This is a genomic window from Prauserella alba (genome assembly GCF_024171735.1).
Classification (GTDB): domain Bacteria; phylum Actinomycetota; class Actinomycetes; order Mycobacteriales; family Pseudonocardiaceae; genus Prauserella; species Prauserella alba.
The window spans coordinates 274550-292008 of record NZ_JAMTCH010000007.1 but is presented as its reverse complement, the minus strand read 5'-3'; the positions used below and the strand labels follow the sequence as shown (position 1 = coordinate 292008).

General features: G+C 69.3%; 18 protein-coding genes and 1 pseudogene. 11 read left to right on the top strand and 8 right to left on the bottom strand.

The features are described 5' to 3' along the window. Positions 1 to 12: 12 nt before the first annotated feature. On the top strand, positions 13 to 606 hold the full coding sequence (locus LY12_RS23395) for an RsiG family protein (protein ID WP_253859607.1): 594 nt from the start codon (positions 13 to 15) through the stop codon (positions 604 to 606). Further along, positions 603 to 1544, top strand: coding sequence for an asparaginase (locus LY12_RS23390; protein WP_253859606.1), 942 nt, complete (start codon positions 603 to 605; stop codon positions 1542 to 1544). The genes LY12_RS23395 and LY12_RS23390 overlap by 4 nt, the downstream gene beginning before the upstream one ends. A 71-nt stretch (positions 1545 to 1615) precedes the next feature. On the opposite strand, the gene LY12_RS23385 is transcribed toward LY12_RS23390, so the two are convergent. Next, a complete protein-coding gene (locus LY12_RS23385) occupies positions 1616 to 2503 on the bottom strand; it encodes a DUF8083 family protein (protein WP_253859605.1) in 888 nt (295 codons plus the stop codon). Between the two features lie 209 nt (positions 2504 to 2712). On the opposite strand from LY12_RS23385, the gene LY12_RS23380 reads away from it, so the two are divergent. The 4 genes and pseudogenes from LY12_RS23380 to LY12_RS26180 all read left to right on the top strand — a co-directional run. Further along, entirely contained in the window at positions 2713 to 2901 is a 189-nt protein-coding gene (locus LY12_RS23380) for a DUF3073 domain-containing protein (RefSeq protein WP_183648247.1), read from the top strand. Positions 2902 to 2986: 85 nt separating this feature from the next. After that, the gene (locus LY12_RS23375; protein ID WP_308292163.1) at positions 2987 to 3847 is read left to right on the top strand and encodes a 3-hydroxybutyryl-CoA dehydrogenase; all 861 of its coding nucleotides are present in this window, start codon (positions 2987 to 2989) and stop codon (positions 3845 to 3847) included. Positions 3848 to 3938: 91 nt separating this feature from the next. After that, positions 3939 to 4841 carry a Gfo/Idh/MocA family protein gene (locus tag LY12_RS23370; protein ID WP_253859604.1) on the top strand — a complete coding sequence of 301 codons (903 nt, stop codon included), beginning with the start codon at positions 3939 to 3941 and terminating at the stop codon, positions 4839 to 4841. 235 nt (positions 4842 to 5076) lie between these two features. Then, positions 5077 to 5754: pseudogene (locus LY12_RS26180) on the top strand (VanZ family protein); the annotation flags it as partial. Positions 5755 to 5894: 140 nt separating this feature from the next. On the opposite strand, the gene arfB reads toward LY12_RS26180, so the two are convergent. The 6 genes from arfB to LY12_RS23335 form a co-directional block, all read right to left on the bottom strand. After that, positions 5895 to 6320, bottom strand: a complete 426-nt coding sequence (gene arfB / locus LY12_RS23360) for an alternative ribosome rescue aminoacyl-tRNA hydrolase ArfB (RefSeq protein WP_253859678.1) — start codon at positions 6318 to 6320, stop codon at positions 5895 to 5897. A gap of 53 nt (positions 6321 to 6373) precedes the next feature. Then, complete coding sequence (gene purM / locus LY12_RS23355; protein WP_253859603.1) at positions 6374 to 7489, bottom strand: phosphoribosylformylglycinamidine cyclo-ligase; 1116 nt, start codon at positions 7487 to 7489, stop codon at positions 6374 to 6376. A gap of 101 nt (positions 7490 to 7590) precedes the next feature. Continuing rightward, complete coding sequence (purF, locus tag LY12_RS23350; protein ID WP_253859677.1) at positions 7591 to 9129, bottom strand: amidophosphoribosyltransferase; 1539 nt, start codon at positions 9127 to 9129, stop codon at positions 7591 to 7593. A 282-nt stretch (positions 9130 to 9411) separates the two neighbouring features. Further along, positions 9412 to 9804, bottom strand: coding sequence for a hypothetical protein (locus LY12_RS23345; protein WP_253859602.1), 393 nt, complete (start codon positions 9802 to 9804; stop codon positions 9412 to 9414). After that, complete coding sequence (locus LY12_RS23340; protein WP_301303083.1) at positions 9788 to 10024, bottom strand: DUF397 domain-containing protein; 237 nt, start codon at positions 10022 to 10024, stop codon at positions 9788 to 9790. The genes LY12_RS23345 and LY12_RS23340 overlap by 17 nt, the downstream gene beginning before the upstream one ends. Before the next feature lie 493 nt (positions 10025 to 10517). Further along, complete coding sequence (locus LY12_RS23335) at positions 10518 to 11459, bottom strand: Sco1979 family transcriptional regulator (protein WP_504967637.1); 942 nt, start codon at positions 11457 to 11459, stop codon at positions 10518 to 10520. Positions 11460 to 11698: 239 nt separating this feature from the next. Here LY12_RS23335 and LY12_RS23330 point away from each other — a divergent pair, with 239 nt between their 5' ends. Next, entirely contained in the window at positions 11699 to 12535 is an 837-nt protein-coding gene (locus LY12_RS23330; protein ID WP_253859601.1) for an SAM-dependent methyltransferase, read from the top strand. A gap of 25 nt (positions 12536 to 12560) precedes the next feature. Here LY12_RS23330 and LY12_RS23325 read toward each other — a convergent pair whose 3' ends face one another. After that, a complete protein-coding gene (locus LY12_RS23325; RefSeq protein ID WP_253859600.1) occupies positions 12561 to 12944 on the bottom strand; it encodes a sterol carrier family protein in 384 nt (127 codons plus the stop codon). A gap of 127 nt (positions 12945 to 13071) precedes the next feature. On the opposite strand from LY12_RS23325, the gene LY12_RS23320 reads away from it, so the two are divergent. From LY12_RS23320 to LY12_RS23305, 4 genes are all read left to right on the top strand, one after another. Further along, positions 13072 to 13689, top strand: coding sequence for a type VII secretion system-associated protein (locus LY12_RS23320; RefSeq protein ID WP_253859599.1), 618 nt, complete (start codon positions 13072 to 13074; stop codon positions 13687 to 13689). Positions 13690 to 14025: 336 nt separating this feature from the next. Next, positions 14026 to 14904 carry a lysozyme gene (locus tag LY12_RS23315; protein ID WP_253859598.1) on the top strand — a complete coding sequence of 293 codons (879 nt, stop codon included), beginning with the start codon at positions 14026 to 14028 and terminating at the stop codon, positions 14902 to 14904. 169 nt (positions 14905 to 15073) lie between these two features. Next, positions 15074 to 16144, top strand: coding sequence for a hypothetical protein (locus LY12_RS23310; protein ID WP_253859597.1), 1071 nt, complete (start codon positions 15074 to 15076; stop codon positions 16142 to 16144). A gap of 138 nt (positions 16145 to 16282) precedes the next feature. Next, a complete protein-coding gene (locus tag LY12_RS23305; RefSeq protein ID WP_253859596.1) occupies positions 16283 to 17341 on the top strand; it encodes a hypothetical protein in 1059 nt (352 codons plus the stop codon). The last annotated feature ends 118 nt before the right edge of the window (positions 17342 to 17459 follow it).

Below are 17459 nucleotides of genomic sequence, written 5' to 3'. Positions count from 1 at the left end.
CAGGATGAACCCGTGATCGAAGTCCGGCCCGGCGGGCGACGTCGCATCGACCGTGTCCTCGCGCCCGGTTACGCGAGCGAACCCGAGGCGCTGCCGTTGCCGACGTTGCGGGAGCGGCGCGACGAGGCCGCCCAGGAGGAGACCGACCTCTCCTACCTGCGCAGACTGCTGCACGCCCGCATCGACATCGTCAAGGCCGAGCAGCTGCGGCGGAGTTCGGACGACCAGGGCGACGAGGACGTCGTCGCCCGGCTCACCGCGATCCTGGCCGACAACGCGCTCGGGCCCGCGACCGGTTCGGGCAGGCACCAGACGCTCGAGCCGACCCGCGCGGGCGAGTACCGGCGCGCAGCAGAGGCGCTGGTCGGTGACGCGAACCTGTCGGACGTGGTGTCGCTGTCCGACGACCAGCTCACCGACACGCTCGACTCGTACCGGCAGCAGGAGGGCTCGGTGTCGCAGCGCAGACGGGAAGTGCAGGCAGTCGTCGACACGTTCAACGCCGAGATCGCCCGCCGCTACGCTCACGGCACCGCGTCGGTCGACGAACTGCTCGACTCACAGCGCGCCGCGTCCGGCCCCGACTCCGAGGAGGATCCCGCATGACCGCGCTCGTCGAAGTGGTGCGCTCCGGGTTCACCGAGAGCGTCCATCACGGCAGCGTCGTCGTGACCGCACCGGACGGCACGGTGCGCGCGTCGCTCGGCGACGTCGACGAGCCGATGTACCCGCGGTCGTCGAACAAGCCACTGCAGGCGCTCGGCATGTTGCGGGCGGGGCTGGACGTGGCCGACGACGACCTGGCACTGGTGTGCGCCTCGCACAACGGCGAGCCCGAGCACGTCGAGCGTGCGCTCACCCTGCTCGCCAAAGCCGGCCTCGACTCGGGCGCACTGCACTGCCCGCCCGACACGCCCCGCGACGAGCCCGCGGCCGAGCGGCGCAGGGCGGCGATGAACTGCTCCGGCAAGCACGCGGGCATGCTCTCGACGTGCGTGTCGGCCGGGTGGCCGACGGCTACCTACACCGACCCGGATCACGCGCTCCAGCGCGTGATCGCCGAGACCGTGTCGGACGTGGTGGGCGAGCCGATCGCATGGACCGGCGTCGACGGATGTGGCGCCCCGCTGCTGGCGTACTCGTTGACCGGCCTGGCACGCGCGTTCGGCCGCATGACCGCGGCCGACTCCGGCGACCTGCGGCGGGTTGCCGACGCGATGCGCGCGCATCCGTGGCTGGTCGCGGGCACCGGCAGGGAGGACACGGTGCTGATGGAGGCCGTGCCGGGGCTGCTGATGAAGGGCGGAGCCGAGGGGGTGCACGCGTTCGCGCTGGCCGACGGCACGGCGGTGGCGCTGAAGGTCGCCGACGGCAACGCACGCGCCCGCGAACCGATCCTCGTCGAGACGTTGCGACTGCTCGGCGCAACACCCGCCGGCGATGCCGTGGAACGCATGGCCGTCGGCGCCGGAGCGGTCACGGGCGCAGGCCGCGACGTCGGCTCACTCCGCGTGACCAGCGCGTTGGCGGACGCTCTGCGGTAGCACCCCCAGGGGCACTTTGGTTGCGTTGAATGCAACCAAAGTGCCCCTGGGGGCACGAGCGGGCGTCACTCTCAGTTGAAACGTTCGCGGGCGGCGAGTTCGCCCCAGTAGTCGCGCAGCGTCTGGAAGATCTCGCCGACCTCGTCGACGTCGCCGTTGCGCAGCGCCTCGAGCAGCATGTGCACCTCGTCGGCGGACGTGTCCGACTCGAGCGTCAGGTCGTCGACGAGCTGCACCAGCCCGCCGTAATCCAGCTCGACCGCCGACGCCGGGTGGAAGTTGCCCAGCCACCGGTGCGTCTCGCTGAGGATCTGCACCGGTCCCGCGTCGTCGCCGAGCGCGTTGCCCACCAGTTCCTCGGCCTCACCGACCCGGCGCAGGGCATCGGTCATGGGTGCACGCCACGACAGTTCCCGCTTCGGATCGCCCTGCCCCGAACCGAGTTCCAGCCGGAACTCCCGCGGGTCGACGAGCGAGAACCACGGCAGCGGCACCGTCCACGTCGTCGACAGCACGTGCATCGACGTTCCGTAGAGGTCGCGCAGCGCCGAGTTGGCACGCGACTTGATGCGGTCCTCCGGCGCGCCGAGCGCGTCGACCACGGCGCCCCGCAGCGCCGGGTGCGCCTCGCCGAGGAAACCGACGAGCGCCGCCGCCGACCGCGGGCGGATCTCCAACGGGCACACGAGCGGCCCCGGCCCGACCTCGGCGCTCGCCTCGGTCGGCACGTCCTCGGGGTCGAGCACCAGCACGTCCGGCAGCGGGGACGGCTCCTTGGGCAGCATTCGCGGATTCTCACCGGCCTGTGACTTCAACCACATGACCATCTCGCGTTCGCCCGCGTCGGGCCGCGTCAGTGCGGCTTCCTCGACCGCACGGGACAGTCGCTCATCCGGTGGCTCACCGAAGGCGACGAGCGGTTCGTAGACCCGCAGATAGGCGACGAATGGTCGGAGCACCCCGGAATCCTGGCACGCCGCCGGGGCGGCGCGGGCATCGGCTGGCCCGTCCGAGGGTGATCTACGTCAGTGTCGCGTCCCGCACACCGCGCCACGTCGCGTCCGGCCCGGGGGACACGGTACGGTGTCCTCTAGGAAATAGTTGTCGAGACGACGCGGGGCCGCCGATTTCCCCCGGCCGCCCCGCCCCTGCGCAAGGGGGTCGAGCCATGGGGCGCGGCCGAGCTAAGGCCAAGCAGACGAAAGTGGCCCGGGAGCTCAAGTACAGCGTTCCCACCACGGACCTCGAGGCACTTCAGCGAGAGCTGTCGAGCAACTCCTCGGACCAGAACGGCCATGAGGACGAGGAGCGGTACGAAGACCCGTACGACGACGGGTACGACGACTATCGTCGATGACGCAGGCGAATGCGGGGGTGGCACCGAGCGGATCGGTTGCCACCCCCGCATTCCGCGTGCCCAATGACACCTCAAGGGAGAGAACGTGCCGGAAATCCAGCGGATCGGTGTTGTCGGTGCGGGCCTGATGGGCTCGGGTATCGCCGAGGTACACGCGAGGGCAGGGCTGGACGTCGTGGTGAACGAGGTCAGCCAGTCGGCGCTGGACGCCGGGAAGGCCAAGATCGAGAAGTCGCTCCAGCGCGCGGCGAAGGCGGGCAAGATCGCCGACGCCGACGTCGAGGCGGCGCTCGGGCGGCTGACGTTCACCACGGACATCGAGGCGTTCGCCGACCGTGACTTCGTCGTCGAGGCCATCCTGGAACAGGAGCAGGCCAAGACGGAGTTGTTCGGCAGGCTCGACACGGTGGTGACGAGCGACAGTGCCGTCCTGGCCTCGAACACGTCCTCCATCCCGATCATGAAGCTGGGGATGGCGACCCAGCGGCCGGAGCACGTCGTGGGCGTGCACTTCTTCAACCCCGTTCCGGTCCTGGCGCTCGTAGAGCTGGTGGCGTCGGTGCGTACGGCCGACGACGTCGTGACGCGCGCCGAGGCGCACGTCACGGGCACGCTCGGCAAGACGGCGATCCACTGCCAGGACCGCGCCGGCTTCATCGTCAACGCGCTGCTGGTGCCGTACCTGCTGTCGGCGATCCGGATGTACGAGGCCGGGTTCGCCTCGGCCGAGGACATCGACGAGGGCATGGAGAAGGGCACGGCCCATCCGATGGGCCCGCTGCGACTGTCGGACATGGTCGGACTGGACACGATCAAGGCCATCGCGGACTCGATGTACGACGAGTACAAGGAGCCGACGTACGCCGCACCGCCGCTGCTCATGCGGATGGTCGATGCCGGGCTGCTCGGCAAGAAGTCCGGCCGCGGGTTCTACGACTACAGCTGAGGCCGACGACCTGCCCGGTGGGCGGTGCGGGGCGAGTCGGGAGTGATCACCGGCTGCCCGTGCCGCCGTTGCGGGCCCTACGCTGCGAGGCATGAACGACACGCAGCTGCGGGTCGGCCTGGTCGGCGGTGGGCCGTGGGCGCGGACCGTGCACGCACCGGGCCTGGCGGACCATCCGGCGACGAAGCTCGAAGCCGTGTGGACGCGGCGTCCCGAGGCGGCCGCCGAACTCGCCGACTCGCACGGCGGCTCGGCGGCGGGGACGTTCGACGAGTTGCTCGACGCCGTCGATGCGGTGGCGTTCGCGGTTCCGCCGTCGGTGCAGGGCGAGTTCGCCGAACGTGCCGCACGGGCGGGTAAGCACGTCATCCTCGAGAAGCCGCTCGCCGGCGACCCGGAGACGGCCGATCGCATCGCGGCCGCCGTCGACGAGGCCGGCGTGGCGTCGCTGATGATGCTGACGATGCGCTACACCCAGCACACCCGCGAGTGGCTGGCGGGGATCCGTGACGCAGGCGGCTGGACCGGCGGTGCCGCGCGATGGCTGTCGGGAGCGCTGCTGGGCGGCACGTACGACACGGCCGGGTGGCGTGCCACCGACGGAGTCCTGGTGGACGTGGGGCCGCACGTGATCGATCTGATGGATGCCGCGCTGGGACCGGTCACGGGTGTCGTCTCCGCCCACCGGACCGGCGACGATCTGTGGCACATCGTGCTCGAACATTCCGGCGGTGCGACGTCGACGATCAGCATGTCGACCCGCGTACCGGTGCAGCCGACCGCGGCGGAGTTCACGGTGTACGGCGAGCACGGGTTGCGGACGCTGGCGCGCGCCCGGGGCGCCGCCGAGGCGTACACGGCGCTGCTCGACGACTTCGCGGCGCTCATCGCTACGGGCGTGCGGGACCACGAGTGCAACGCCGCACGGGGCGCGCACCTACAGTGGATCCTCGCCCAGTGCCTCGAGGCCGCCGAAGCACCGAGCGCCACCTAGAAACCCGCTCCACCGAACCCGCCACGGCAGCACCGAATTCCCGAACGCGTGAATCGGGAAACCCCGACGGGAGCTGCCTTGTGTCGAGAGTGAACCCCCTTTTTGGGACATTCCGGTCGCCACCGGAAGCGGGAAGTCGACCGCGACCCCGAAACTCCGGGAAAAGCACCTCCGCGAATTCGCCCTACCGGACCACCTACGAACGGAGGGTCTGCCATGTCAGGGGATTCTCCTGATGGAACGCCCTGTTAACACCGGGGAAGAACAACGGAAACAGGCCCCCGAAAACGGGCGAAAACCCGGCGCTGATACCACTGAAACCGACGGCCGAGCAACTTCGGAAACGTCACGGCGATCTCCGGTGTGCACCCGCGCAGGACATTTGCGATTCTTCTCCGGGCGCACGAAACGCAAGGGGGTCCGCTGCGTGGAATTCTTGCTGCACCATTTCGGCCGGCTCATTCCCGTCGGTGTGACGATGTTGATTCCGGCGTCGGCGGCGTGGCTGATGCTCATCTCTCGCAGGCGCAAGCGGCTCCCGGTGCGACGGGCCGTCACGACGGCGAGCCTCGACACGGCGTTCTGCCTCGTGATCGGCTGGATCCTGCTGCTGGTCGCGGTGCCGACGGCCGGTGATGGCCGGGTGCACTTGCTGCCCGGCACGGATCTTCTTCCTGTGACAGCCGACGAGGAGGCGGCCTGGCAGTTCGCCGCGAACCTCTGCCTGCTGTTGCCGCCGGCGATGCTGCTGCCGCTGCGGTGGGCGTGGTGGCGCAGCACCCGCCGCGCCACCGTGTCGGCGTTCGCCGCGTCCTGCGGCATCGAGTTGATGCAGTACGTCGCCGCCATCGGGCGCGTCGCCTCCGTCGACGACGTCCTGGTGAACACCGCCGGTGCCATGGCCGGCGCGACCGTCGCCACGTGGCTCACGCACTCCGACCCCGCGCTGCTCCCGCCCGGGTTGCGGATTCGGGGACGAACGTCGTCCCGAACACCACGCCGCGCTCCCACGGGCGGGCACGCGGGACTGACAGCGCCGGATGTGGCGGACGCTCAGTCGTCGTTGCGGGCGCGGCGGCCCCGCTTGATGTCCGAACGACGCTTCTTCGCTGCGATCCGCCGTTCCTGCGAGCCCCGCGTCGGTTTCGTGGGCTTGCGCTTCTTCGGCGGCGGTGCGGCCGCCTCGCGCAGCACGGTGGCCAACCGCTGCCGGGCGGCTTCTCGGTTGCGGAGCTGTTCCCGGTGCTCGGCGGCCACGACCGTGAGCACGCCGTCGCTGAGGCGTCGATCCAGCCGGGCCAACAGCCGTGACCGCAACGACTCCGGTACGGCGGCCGACCGCGCCACGTCGAACGACAATTCCACGCGTGAGGACGTCGTGTTCACGCCCTGACCACCCGGGCCGGAGGCGCGCGAGAACCGCTCCGACAGTTCCCCCTCGGGGACGACGAAGTTCGGCTTCACCCGCAGTTCGTTCACGTCGGCCACGATGACCTGCCCTACCGGGATCTGTCGAGCGAGTTCGACGGCGGTCAGAACCGCGGGTGGTCGCCCGACAGGACCGCACGCGGGCCGTCGGCGGTGTCGCCGTCGGCCGTCTTGACCTCGCCGAGCACCCACGCGGGCACATGCCGCGCGGTGAGCACCGCGAGTGCGCGGTCGACGTCCTCGGCCGCGACGACCGCGACCATGCCGACGCCCATGTTGAACGTCTTCTCCATCTCCGCCCGCTCGACCCTGCCTCGCTGCTGGATCACGGCGAACACGGGCGCCGGCGTCCACGAACCCCGGTCGAGGTGGGCGACGAGGCCCTGCGGCAGCACCCGTTCGAGGTTCGCCTCGAGGCCGCCGCCGGTGATGTGCGAGAACGTGCGGACGCCCGCCTCGGCGACGAGCGCGAGGCAGTCCTTGGCGTAGATGCGTGTCGGTTCGAGCAGCTCCTCGCCGAGGGTCCGGCCGAGCTCCTCGACGTGCCCGTCCAGCGGCAGTCGCGCGCTGTCCAGCAGCACGTGCCGCGCCAGCGAGTAGCCGTTGGAGTGCAGGCCGGACGAGCCCATCGCGATGACGACGTCGCCGGGACGCACCCGGTCCGGGCCGAGGACGTCGGCCGCCTCGACGGCTCCGACGCCCGTCGCCGAGATGTCGTACTCGTGCTCGCCCATCATGCCGGGGTGTTCGGCGGTCTCACCGCCCAACAGCGCACAGCCCGCCTGGACGCAGCCCTCGGAGATGCCCGCGACGAGCGCGGAGATCCGCTCGGGGACGACCTTGCCGACGGCGATGTAGTCCTGCAGGAACAGTGGCTCCGCACCGGTCACGACGAGGTCGTCGACGACCATCGCGACCAGGTCGATGCCGACGGTGTCGTGCTTGTCCAGCGCCTGCGCCACCGCGATCTTCGTGCCGACACCGTCGGTCGAGGACGCAAGCAGCGGTTCCTTCCAGCGGTCGAGCTTCAGGGAGAACAGGCCGGCGAACCCGCCGACGCCGCCGACCACCTCCGGCCGCGTCGCGCGCGCGGCGTGGGGCTTCAGCAGTTCGACGGCGTCGTCGCCCGCGTCGATGTCGACACCTGCCGCGGCATACGTGGCGCCGGCACCTTCGGTACCGGCGCCGTCAACGACCGGCTCCCGGCCAGACTCGCTCATCGGAACGCGGACTCCTCACTCGGCATTACTGCGGCACGGGGGTGCCCCCAGGGGCACATTGGTCGCACTGAATGCAACCAGGGTGCCCTTGGGGCACAAAGCTACGGACGCCCGACGGCGTCCTCGGCACCGTACCCCGCTTCCACGACGGGCAGTTCCTGCGATGCCCCGCCGAGGTTCTCCAGCATGTGCTTGCCGATGACCGCCTCGTCGGGCAGCTCCACGGGGTACTCGCCGTCGAAACACGCCGCGCACACCCGGTTGCGCGGCTGTTCGGCCGCCGCGACGAGCGAGTCCACGGACGCGTAGCCGAGCGAATCGGCTCCGATGGCACGGCGGATCCCGTCGAGGTCGGCGCCGTTGGCGACGAGCTCGGCGCGCGAGGCGAAGTCGATCCCGTAGAAGCACGGCCAGCGCACGGGTGGCGACGCGATCCGCACGTGAACCTCGACCGCGCCGGACTCGCGCAGCATCCGCACCAGCGCCCGCTGCGTGTTCCCGCGCACGATCGAATCGTCGACCACGACGAGGCGCTTGCCGCGGATCACGTCGCGCAGCGGATTCAGCTTCAACCGGATGCCGAGCTGGCGGATCGTCTGCGACGGCTGGATGAACGTGCGCCCGACGTAGCTGTTCTTGACCAGGCCCTGTCCGTACGGGATGCCGGAAGCCTGCGCGTAGCCGATCGCGGCGGGCGTGCCCGACTCGGGCACGGGGATGACCAGGTCGGCGTCGGCCGGGTACTCGTCGGCGAGCCTGCGGCCGATGTCGACCCGTGTGGCGTGCACGCTGCGGCCGGAGATCGTCGTGTCCGGCCGGGCCAGGTAGACGTACTCGAAGATGCAGCCCTTCGGCTCCGGGTTGGCGAACCGGGTGGAGCGGATGCCGTCGGCGTCGATCGCGATGAGCTCGCCCGGCTCGACCTCCCTGACGAACGATGCGCCGACGATGTCGAGCGCCGCGGTCTCACTCGCGGCCACCCAGCCACGTTCGAGGCGGCCGAGCACGAGCGGGCGGAATCCCTGCGGGTCCCGCGCGGCGTACAGCGTCGACTCGTCGGAGAACGTCAGGCAGAACGCGCCGCGCAGCGAGGGCAGCAGCTCGGCGGCCGCCGCCTCGATACCCCTGTCGGCCGCGGTCGCGGCGAGCAGCCCGCAGATCAGGTCCGAGTCGGTGGTGGCGCCGTTCTTGCTGACGACGCCGAGTTCGCGGGCTCGCTCGTGCAGTTCGTGGGTGTTGACGAGGTTGCCGTTGTGGCCGAGCGCGATGCCGCTGCCCGCGCCGGTGGTGCGGAACGTCGGCTGGGCGTTCTCCCAGCTGCCGCCACCCGTCGTGGAATAACGGCAGTGCCCGACGGCAACGTGTCCCTGCAACGACGACAGCGACTTCTCGTCGAACACCTGGCTGACGAGACCGAGGTCCTTGAACACGACCACGTGGCGACCGTCGCCCGCGGAAATCCCCGCCGCCTCCTGGCCACGGTGCTGCAACGCGTAGAGCCCGTAGTAGGTCAGCTTGGCGACGTCCTCGCCCGGTGCCCACACGCCGAAAACGCCGCATTCCTCGCGGGGTTCGGTCTCGAGTTGGCCGTCGGGGTCGGTGACCGACGCCGGCGATGGTTCGTGGTGGTCGCCGAGCAGGTTGTCGTGCCTGTCGTTGTGCACCGAGGGGCTCCCCTGAGGACGAGAACGGGCCGCCTCCACTCTAGTCCGCGGAGGCGGCCCGTTCGGGGTGAGATGGCGCTCAGACCGGGCGTCACAGCGACGAGGGGGGAGGTGCACTGCGCCACCGCGGTCTGAGCGCCGACCTGGGGACACGGCGGGGAACCTGCCGTGTCGAGAAGCGGGGCTCGCGTCGTGTCGCGTCCGAAGCCCCGCGTCCGGGTTGACTTTCTCGTATCGAGTTGTCGGTTCGGTGCGGGGTCAGGCCGTGGCCTGCAGCCACTTCGCGCGGCCGGATCCGTTCGGCACCCAGCAGCCCTTGCCGGTTCGGAGCGGCGCGGCGGGTTCTGAGAACTCGTCGTCCGCCAGCCCCAGCAGCGCGTCGACGACGTTTGCCATGCCGCCGTTGCGCTGCCACAGCACCTGCTTGGGCTCCAGGATGTTCGGCTCGTCGTAGGGCATCCGCGTGGCGGTGACGTCGTCCTCGGCGTCGAGCCGGACGACGTCGACCACGGTCTCGTGCATCCGCACACCGACGACGGTCACGAGATCACCGTCGGCGTCACGCGGGTGCACGAAGCGGTAGCCCTCGGCGATCAGCCTGCCGAGAGTGGCCTCGACCTCGCTGGGAGCAAGTTCAGGCGAGCATGTCATCGAACTCGCCGTCCTTCACGCCAGCGACGAAGGCCTCGATCTCCGCGCGGGTGTAGACGAGAGCCGGACCCTGAGGATCACGGGAGTTCCGCATGGCGACGTCACCGCCGCCGAGAGGTGCCACCTCGACGCAGTTGCCCATCGCGCCGCTGTACCGGCTCTTGCGCCACTGCGCGCCGGTGAGCAGCTCCGACGAGACGCCGTTCTCGATCCGCTGCATGATCCTCACCTTCCCGACTTTCAACCTTTGGAGGATGCATCTGCACGTGCATTGACGTGTGCACCGAAGTTAGCACGCGTTAGTGCGCGTGTGAATGCACGTGCAAAAGCCCGTGATGCTCTTCACCCGAATGCAACGCAGCGGATAAACCGCAGGTCAGAGCCGGCTTGACACGGGCCGCGACTACTCGGCGTCGATGAACGGGATCATGATTGCGACGAGCGGTTGATCTTTATCGGCGAGCGGGTGAACGCAATGCGTACACCTGCCCGAGTTTCACTCTTCCCGGCGAAAGGCAACGGAACGTAACTGAACGTCGCTCGGCGTCACGGGGGTCCCGGTATCCCGTGGGTCTCGGCGTCACGTGGGTCTCGGTCACCGGAGGACCGACCTGCAGGCGAGCCCGGCATGAGACTCGGCAGTCGCGCAGGCCACCGAGACCTCGACGAGCCGGCACGCATGTGCCCCCGCGTGCGGAGTCAGCCGCGCGAAGTCAGCTGTCGGCGCGAGCCTTGAGCATCATCTGCCGCGAGCGATCCGGTGTCTCGGCGTCGACGGCCAACCGGTCGAGGGCACGGCCGATGAGCTCGACGTCGTCGGCCCGGTCGAGATAGACACCCGCGGCGATGTGCTCGACATAGCCGATGTTCGGCAGCTCCGGCTCGGAGAACCGCAGCAGCGTGAACGACCCCTCGGCGGCGTAGCCGCTGCGCTCGTACGGCACGACCTGCACGGTGATGTGCGGCATCGAGGTCAGTTCGAGCACCTGATCGAGCTGCGCGCGGTGGACGTCGCGGCCGCCGATCGGCCGGTACAGCACCGACTCGTCGATCACGGCCCACAGTTTCGGCGCGTCCGGCCGGAACAACAGCCGTTGCCTGCGCATCCGCAGCCGCACGCGCGCATCGGCCGCCTCAGAGGCGTGCTCCGGCAGGCCGTGCGTCATGATCGCCCGCGCGTACTCCCTGGTCTGCAGCAGACCGGGGAAGAACTGCAGCTCGTAGGTCTGGATCCGCGCCGCGGCCTCTTCGAGCCCGACGTAGTCGTCGAACCACCGCGGCATGTAGTCGTTGAACTTCTGCCACCAGCCCGGCTGCGAGGACTGCTCCACCAGGTCCAGGAAGGTCAAACGCTGCGTCTCGTCCTGCACGCCGTACAGCGTGAGCAGGTCTTCGACGTCACGGCCCTTGAACTTGACGCGGCCCAGTTCGAGCCGGCTGATCTTCGATTCGGACGCGCGGATGTGGTACCCGGCCTCGGCGCGGGACAGCTCCGCCGCCTCACGCAACCTGCGCAGCTGGGAGCCGAGGATCATGCGCCGTGCCGTGGGGCCCTTGTCGTCGGACGGATCCGGCGCCTGCGCCCCTGCCCGGGGTGAGGGAACGCCGGTTGTCGACGGCCCGGTCGGCCACGAAGCCTCTGATCCGGGTGTCATATCGGCCGTTCCATCCCTTTCATCCACGACTCGGTAACCCACACGTGCCTGTCGCCAGCTGGAACGATCATCGTAACGCAGCAGATTCAGCCGGACATTCAACGTAGGCGCCCCCGGCCGGGCTATCAAGTCCGGCGGCGGCCAGGTCGATGTTTACTCTCGCACGTCTGTCCGACTACCCTGTGTGCGCTCCACGTCCCCGACGTGACGTACCCAGTCGAAGGCGAGGTTTCCCTCACGTGTCCACCGGCCCAGTCCCACAGACCGAACGCGTGCCCGTCGGCGTGGATCCCACGCGAGCGAGTATCGCGCGCGTTTATGACGCCTTCCTCGGCGGCAAGGACAACTACGAGATCGACCGGGAGGTCCGCGACGGCGTCCTCACCGAGGCCCCGTACGCCGAACACCTCGCCATCGAGAACCGCGACTTCCTGATCCGCTCGGTGCGTTTCATCGCGCAGCAGACCGGCATCATGCAGTTTCTCGACTGCGGCTCCGGCCTGCCCACCGCGGAGAACACCCATCAGGTCGTCCAGCGCATCAGGCCGGAGGCCGAGGTCATCTACGTCGACAACGACCCCGTCGTCGCAGCACACGGCCGGGCGCTGCTCGAGGAGAACGACCACACGGCACTGATCGACGCCGACATCTTCGAGCCCGACGCGGTGCTCGACAACGCCGTGGTGCGGGAGCATCTCGACTTCACACAGCCGATCGCGCTGCTGCACATCGGCACGCTGCACCACTACGAGGGGCCTGCGGACAAGCCTGCCGAGATCATGCGCCGCTACTACGAGCGGCTGCCGTCCGGCTCGTTCGTCTCGATCAGCCACTTCCTCGACCCCGAGAACGAGCACACGCCGATGGCCCGGCGCGCGGAGGACAAGTTCCGCCACAGCCCCATGGGTTCGGGCTCGTTCCGCACCCTGGATGAGATCCGCTCGCTGTTCGGCGACCTCGAACTCGTCGAGCCCGGTGTCATCCGGCTCGCCGACTGGTGGCAGGACGGTCCGCGGTTGACGCCGCTCAACGAGGCCCAGCACTGCATCGCGGGAGGCGTCGCCCGCAAGCCGTGACCCGGCGAGCCGTGCCGGCCCCTGGTCACACCCGGACGATGGGCAGCCAGTGCGAGACGTCGGCACGGGCTCCCGATGCGGCGACCCGGCCGCGGGCGACCGCGTCCGTCCACTGCAGCCTGCCCGTCGCGAGTTCGAGCCAGGTGCGTGGATCGGTCTCGACCACGTTCGGGGGCGTGCCACGGGTGTGCCGCGGACCGTCGACGCACTGGACGGCACCGAACGGCGGCACGCGCACCTCGACACTGCGTCCCGGGGCGACCGCCGCGAGGGTGCGCAGGCTCAACCGAACGGCCGAGGCCAGTTGCTTGCGGTCCGGCTCGGCCGGAGCAGTGCCGTCCAGCCACGCGGTCACGCTCCGGACAGCCTCTCGTAACTCTTCGGGATCGACCGAGCGCGATGTGGGCATGTGTCCACACTAGAGTGGGCGTCGACCGGTCCGCGGCCGCTCCACTCGGATGCCGTGAGGAGTGCCGCGGTGCGGTCATGCAGGCGGCGGACATGCCGGCGGCACGGCAGTGAACGTGGAGAGCTACATGGAGCAGCGGGACGACGCGAACCGGCTGGTACCGGGAGAGCCCCAGCACCGGCCGGGCCGCAATCCCAAGATCACCAAGGAGATGCGGGCCAACGCGAGAGCGAACCCGAACAGCTGGCTGTACGTGATCGACGAGGCGTTCGACCCGGCGGGACGCGTTCCCTCCTGGGCGGTCGTCGGTGCTTATCCGGTGAACAACGAAGGCGAGATCGTGGAGGACTTCCACCCCAACGACCGGTACCGGCCCTCCCCGAAGGCGCTCGGCTACCCGGAACCGGCGTCCGATCTGGAACGGCTGCTGCAACTGGTGCACACCAAGCACCGCCCTGCCGAGGATCTGCCTGCGGTGATCCTGGACGCGACGTTGTTCGTGTACGCACTCTCGCCCGTGCAGCGCACCGTGATCGGGTTCCACAACGCCGACGGCCGCATCCTGGTGCCGGCGTACACGCAGAAGTCGCTGGTGCCCGCGGAGTGGCCGCATGCGCGCGCGGTGCTCGGCCGCGACATCGTCGACCTGCTGGGCGAGCACCCGCTGGCGATCAACCCGCACGACCTCGTCACGGCCGTGGTTCCGGCGCACCATCTGCGGCACGCACTCGCTCAGCAGCAGTGACGCCCCGGCGGTGAGCCGCGAGACGGTGATTGCCGGTGGAAACCGCCCCGGCGTTCTTTTACACCCGTCGCCCCGAACGGAAAAGCGGTCGTCACTCGAACGAATCACGACGAGCGTATTTCCCGCCGGAGAACATCACCCGAATAGCGCTACTGATACCGCGAGTGGGTCCCGGTGCCGTTCCGGTGGCAATTCCGGATGTACATCACCCACTCGTAGCGGAGTTTTCACGCCAACTAGTGACAAAGTTCGCGACCTCCTATAACAATCAACGCCCGAACGGCCACCTGCTGTAAGCCGTTCATCGCGAGGGCACATTGTGAAGGGATACGTCGCATGTCCACTGCACGAAGAATCCGGCGGCGGATGCGTACCGCCGTGGTGGCCGGGTCGGTCGGCGCGCTCCTGCTCGGCGCGCTCACGACACCGGCAGGCGCAGCACCGTCGAGCACCGGCGAGACGGATGCGTTCGAAATCGGAAATCACGCGATGGGGTCGCAGATCGCCAGGGTCGAGGGCGACAACTCGTCGCCCGCCACGAAGGCGCGGGCGACGCAACCACAAGGCGTCGGCGCGGACGGGATGAAGGCGCAGGCCACCGTGGCCGGCATCGACGTCGCCAGCTACCAGGGCAACGTCGACTGGGATCACTGGTGGGGCGAGGGCAAACGGTTCGCATACGTCAAGGCGACCGAAGCCACGAGTTACGAGAACCCGTATTTCGCCCAGCAGTACAACGGTTCGTACAACGTCGGCATGATCCGCGGTGCCTACCACTTCGCGGTGCCGAGCTCGTCCTCCGGACGGGAACAGGCGAATTACTTCGTGGACAACGGAGGCGGCTGGTCCGGCGACGGCAAGACCCTGCCGGGCGCGCTGGACATGGAGTACAACCCCTACGGCGACGATCCGTGCTACGGCCTCAACCAGGCACAGATGGCGTCGTGGGTCCGCGATTTCCACGACACCTACCACTCGCGCACCGGCCGCTGGCCCGTGATCTACACGTCGACGAGCTGGTGGAACATGTGCGTCGGCTCGGCACAGTCGTTCGGTGACACCGTCCCGCTGTGGGTGGCACGGTACGCCGACTCGGTGGGCCCGCTGCCGAACGGCTGGGGTTACCACACCATCTGGCAGTACACCTCCAGTCCGCTCGACCAGAACTCGTTCAACGGCGCCTACGACAGGTTGCAGGCGCTCGCCAACGGCTGATCCGGTCCGCCACCGCAGGCCCGGCGTCGGCGTGGTCCACACCACCCGCCGCCAGGCCTGTTCGCGCGGCAAGCCGGACGAAACCACCGGGTGAACCACCACGGAACCACCGGGGTGCCACCGCCACGTGGCAGAATCCGCGCGGTCGTAACGCAAGCAGGAGGCCCCGGTGACGTATCCACCACAACCAGGACAGGGCTATGGCCAAGGCGGCTGGGAACAGCAGGGCCACGGCCAGCAGGGGTATCCGGGCCAGCAGGGCTTTCCCGGTCAGCAGGGATATCCGGGGCAGCAGCCCTACCCGGGGCAGCAGGGGTATCCGGGTCAGCAGGGGTATCCGGGATACGACCCGACCGGCCAGTACGGCGTCGGCGGCCCTGGCGGTGAACCGCCCAAGAAGAAGACCGGCCTGATCGTCGGCATCGCACTCGGCACCGTCGTGCTGCTGTTCGGCGTCTTCGCCATCCTCGCCTGGGTCGCCCCCGGCTTCCTCCTCGCCGACGACGAACAAGGCAGCGGTTCCGGTTCGGACGGCTCCGGCGCCCAGGCCCTCGCCGAGAAGATCATGCAGGGCTTCAACGACCAGGACAGCCAGGCGCTGCAACAGCTCGCCTGTTCGGGCGCCGATCCCATGGTCCAGGGCGTCATTCAGTCCGCGACCTATGTGCAGAGTGCCGAACTCGGCGACGTCAAGGAGAACGGCAACAGCGCGACGGCCGACGGGACCGTCACCATCGAAGGCCAGTCCGTCCCCGTCAGCGCGAACCTGAAGAAGGACGGCGAGTCCTGGTGCTGGCAAGCGGTCGAGGTCTCGGGCCTGGACCCCGGTGACATGGGCGGCATGAACCCGGGCGACATGAGCGCCGAGATGCCCGACCCGGCCGAGTCGAGCAGCGCGAGCGTCCCGGACTCCGACAGCGGCAGCACCGACGAGACCGGCAGCGGTGAATGGCGCACCAACATGGACAAGTTCATCAGCGCCATCAACTCCGGTGACAAGCAAGCGGCGAAGTCCGTGCTCTGCAGCGATGCCGACACCGGGAACGGCCTGCAGGAACTGATCGACGGCCCGACCCAGGTCCAGGAGGCCAAGGTCGACGACAGCGGCACGTACTACGCCTACGTCTACCTGACAGGGACCGTCGGTGGTGAGCGGCTGACCGATGACACCAACGTGAGCATCGAGAACTTCGACGAGACCGGATGGTGCGTCGACTCCGGCTTCACCTACTACGAGTGATCGCCGGTGCCTGCGGCGGCCCCGGACCCGGGACCGCCGCGGGCACTCGCTCTCCCCGTCCGGATTAGCCGGAAAGTCGCGTCACCTGCGCCGTAGCCGTGCGACACTGCGACGGCTACGGCGCGAAGGGGACGAGCGATGACATATCCACCGCAACCAGGCCAGGGCGGCCAACAGGGCGGCTGGGAGCAGCACGGCTACGGCCAGCAGGGGGCGGGCTACCCTGGCCAGCAGGGATATCCGCAGCAGGGGGCGGGCTATCCGGGTCAACAGGGCTACCACCCGCAGCAGGGGTACCCGGGCCAGCAGGGCTATCCGGGATACGACCCGACCGGCCAGTACGGCATGTACCCGCCCGGCCCCGGCGGTGAGCCGCCCAAGAAGAAGACCGGCCTGATCGTCGGCATCGCACTCGGCACCGTCGTGCTGCTGTTCGGCGTCTTCGCCATCCTCGCCTGGGTCGCACCCGGCTTCCTCCTCGCCGACGACGAACAAGGCGGCGGTTCCGGTTCGGGCGACTCCGGCGCCCAGGCACTGGCGGAGAAGATCGTTCAGGGGTTCAACGACCAGGACAGCCAGGCCCTGCAACAGCTCGCCTGTTCCGACGCCGATCCCATGGTCGACAACGTGATCCGCGGGGCGAGCAGCGTCCAGAGCGCCGAGCTCGGCGAGGTGCAGGACAACGGCGACACCGCGACGGCCGAAGCCACGATCAACATCGAGGGCCAGGACGTTCCTGCCAGCGCAACGCTGGAGAAGGACGGCGACGCATGGTGCTGGCAGTCCGTCGAGGTCTCCGGCATGGATCCCGGCGGCGTGAGTCCCAGTACCGACATGGCGGAGCCGGAACCGTCGCCCGCCGACGACTACCCGGCTCCGGACGGTGGCGGCGACGGTGAGGAGTGGCGCGGCAACGCCGAGAAGTTCGTCGGCGCCGTCAACTCCGGCGACAAGCAGACTGCCCAGTCGATGTTCTGCGAGAACGCCCTCACGAGCGGTGGCCTCGAAGACCTCGTCAACGGCCCCACGCAGATCGAGTTGGGTGAGGCGCGGCTGAGCAACGACTACCTCGCCTCGGTCGGAATCTCCGGCACCGTGGGCGGCGCAGAGCTCAGCGACAGCTCGCGGCTCACGTTGAACAACACCGAGGAAACCGAGCCGTGGTGTATCGACATGGCGCTCGTGCTCGACAACTGACCGGCAGGTGAGCCGAGGCGGCCGGGTGGCGGGTGCGGTTCCCGCTGCCCGGCCGCTCTGCACCCCGGCACACGTGGTGTGAACCCCGCGGTCGCCGCGGGAACGCCGGAGGCGCGGG

Excerpts from the sequence above, each read along its gene's own strand:
- LY12_RS23335 (WP_504967637.1), bottom strand. The coding sequence starts at position 11,459 with ATGACACCCGGATCAGAGGCTTCGTGGCCGACCGGGCCGTCGACAACC.
- LY12_RS23315 (WP_253859598.1), top strand. The coding sequence starts at position 14,026 with ATGTCCACTGCACGAAGAATCCGGCGGCGGATGCGTACCGCCGTGGTG.
- LY12_RS23370 (WP_253859604.1), top strand. The coding sequence starts at position 3,939 with ATGAACGACACGCAGCTGCGGGTCGGCCTGGTCGGCGGTGGGCCGTGG.
- LY12_RS23345 (WP_253859602.1), bottom strand. The coding sequence starts at position 9,804 with ATGACATGCTCGCCTGAACTTGCTCCCAGCGAGGTCGAGGCCACTCTC.
- LY12_RS23340 (WP_301303083.1), bottom strand. The coding sequence starts at position 10,024 with ATGCAGCGGATCGAGAACGGCGTCTCGTCGGAGCTGCTCACCGGCGCG.
- LY12_RS23380 (WP_183648247.1), top strand. The coding sequence starts at position 2,713 with ATGGGGCGCGGCCGAGCTAAGGCCAAGCAGACGAAAGTGGCCCGGGAG.
- LY12_RS23325 (WP_253859600.1), bottom strand. The coding sequence starts at position 12,944 with ATGCCCACATCGCGCTCGGTCGATCCCGAAGAGTTACGAGAGGCTGTC.
- LY12_RS23305 (WP_253859596.1), top strand. The coding sequence starts at position 16,283 with ATGACATATCCACCGCAACCAGGCCAGGGCGGCCAACAGGGCGGCTGG.
- LY12_RS23390 (WP_253859606.1), top strand. The coding sequence starts at position 603 with ATGACCGCGCTCGTCGAAGTGGTGCGCTCCGGGTTCACCGAGAGCGTC.
- purM (WP_253859603.1), bottom strand. The coding sequence starts at position 7,489 with ATGAGCGAGTCTGGCCGGGAGCCGGTCGTTGACGGCGCCGGTACCGAA.
- LY12_RS23320 (WP_253859599.1), top strand. The coding sequence starts at position 13,072 with ATGGAGCAGCGGGACGACGCGAACCGGCTGGTACCGGGAGAGCCCCAG.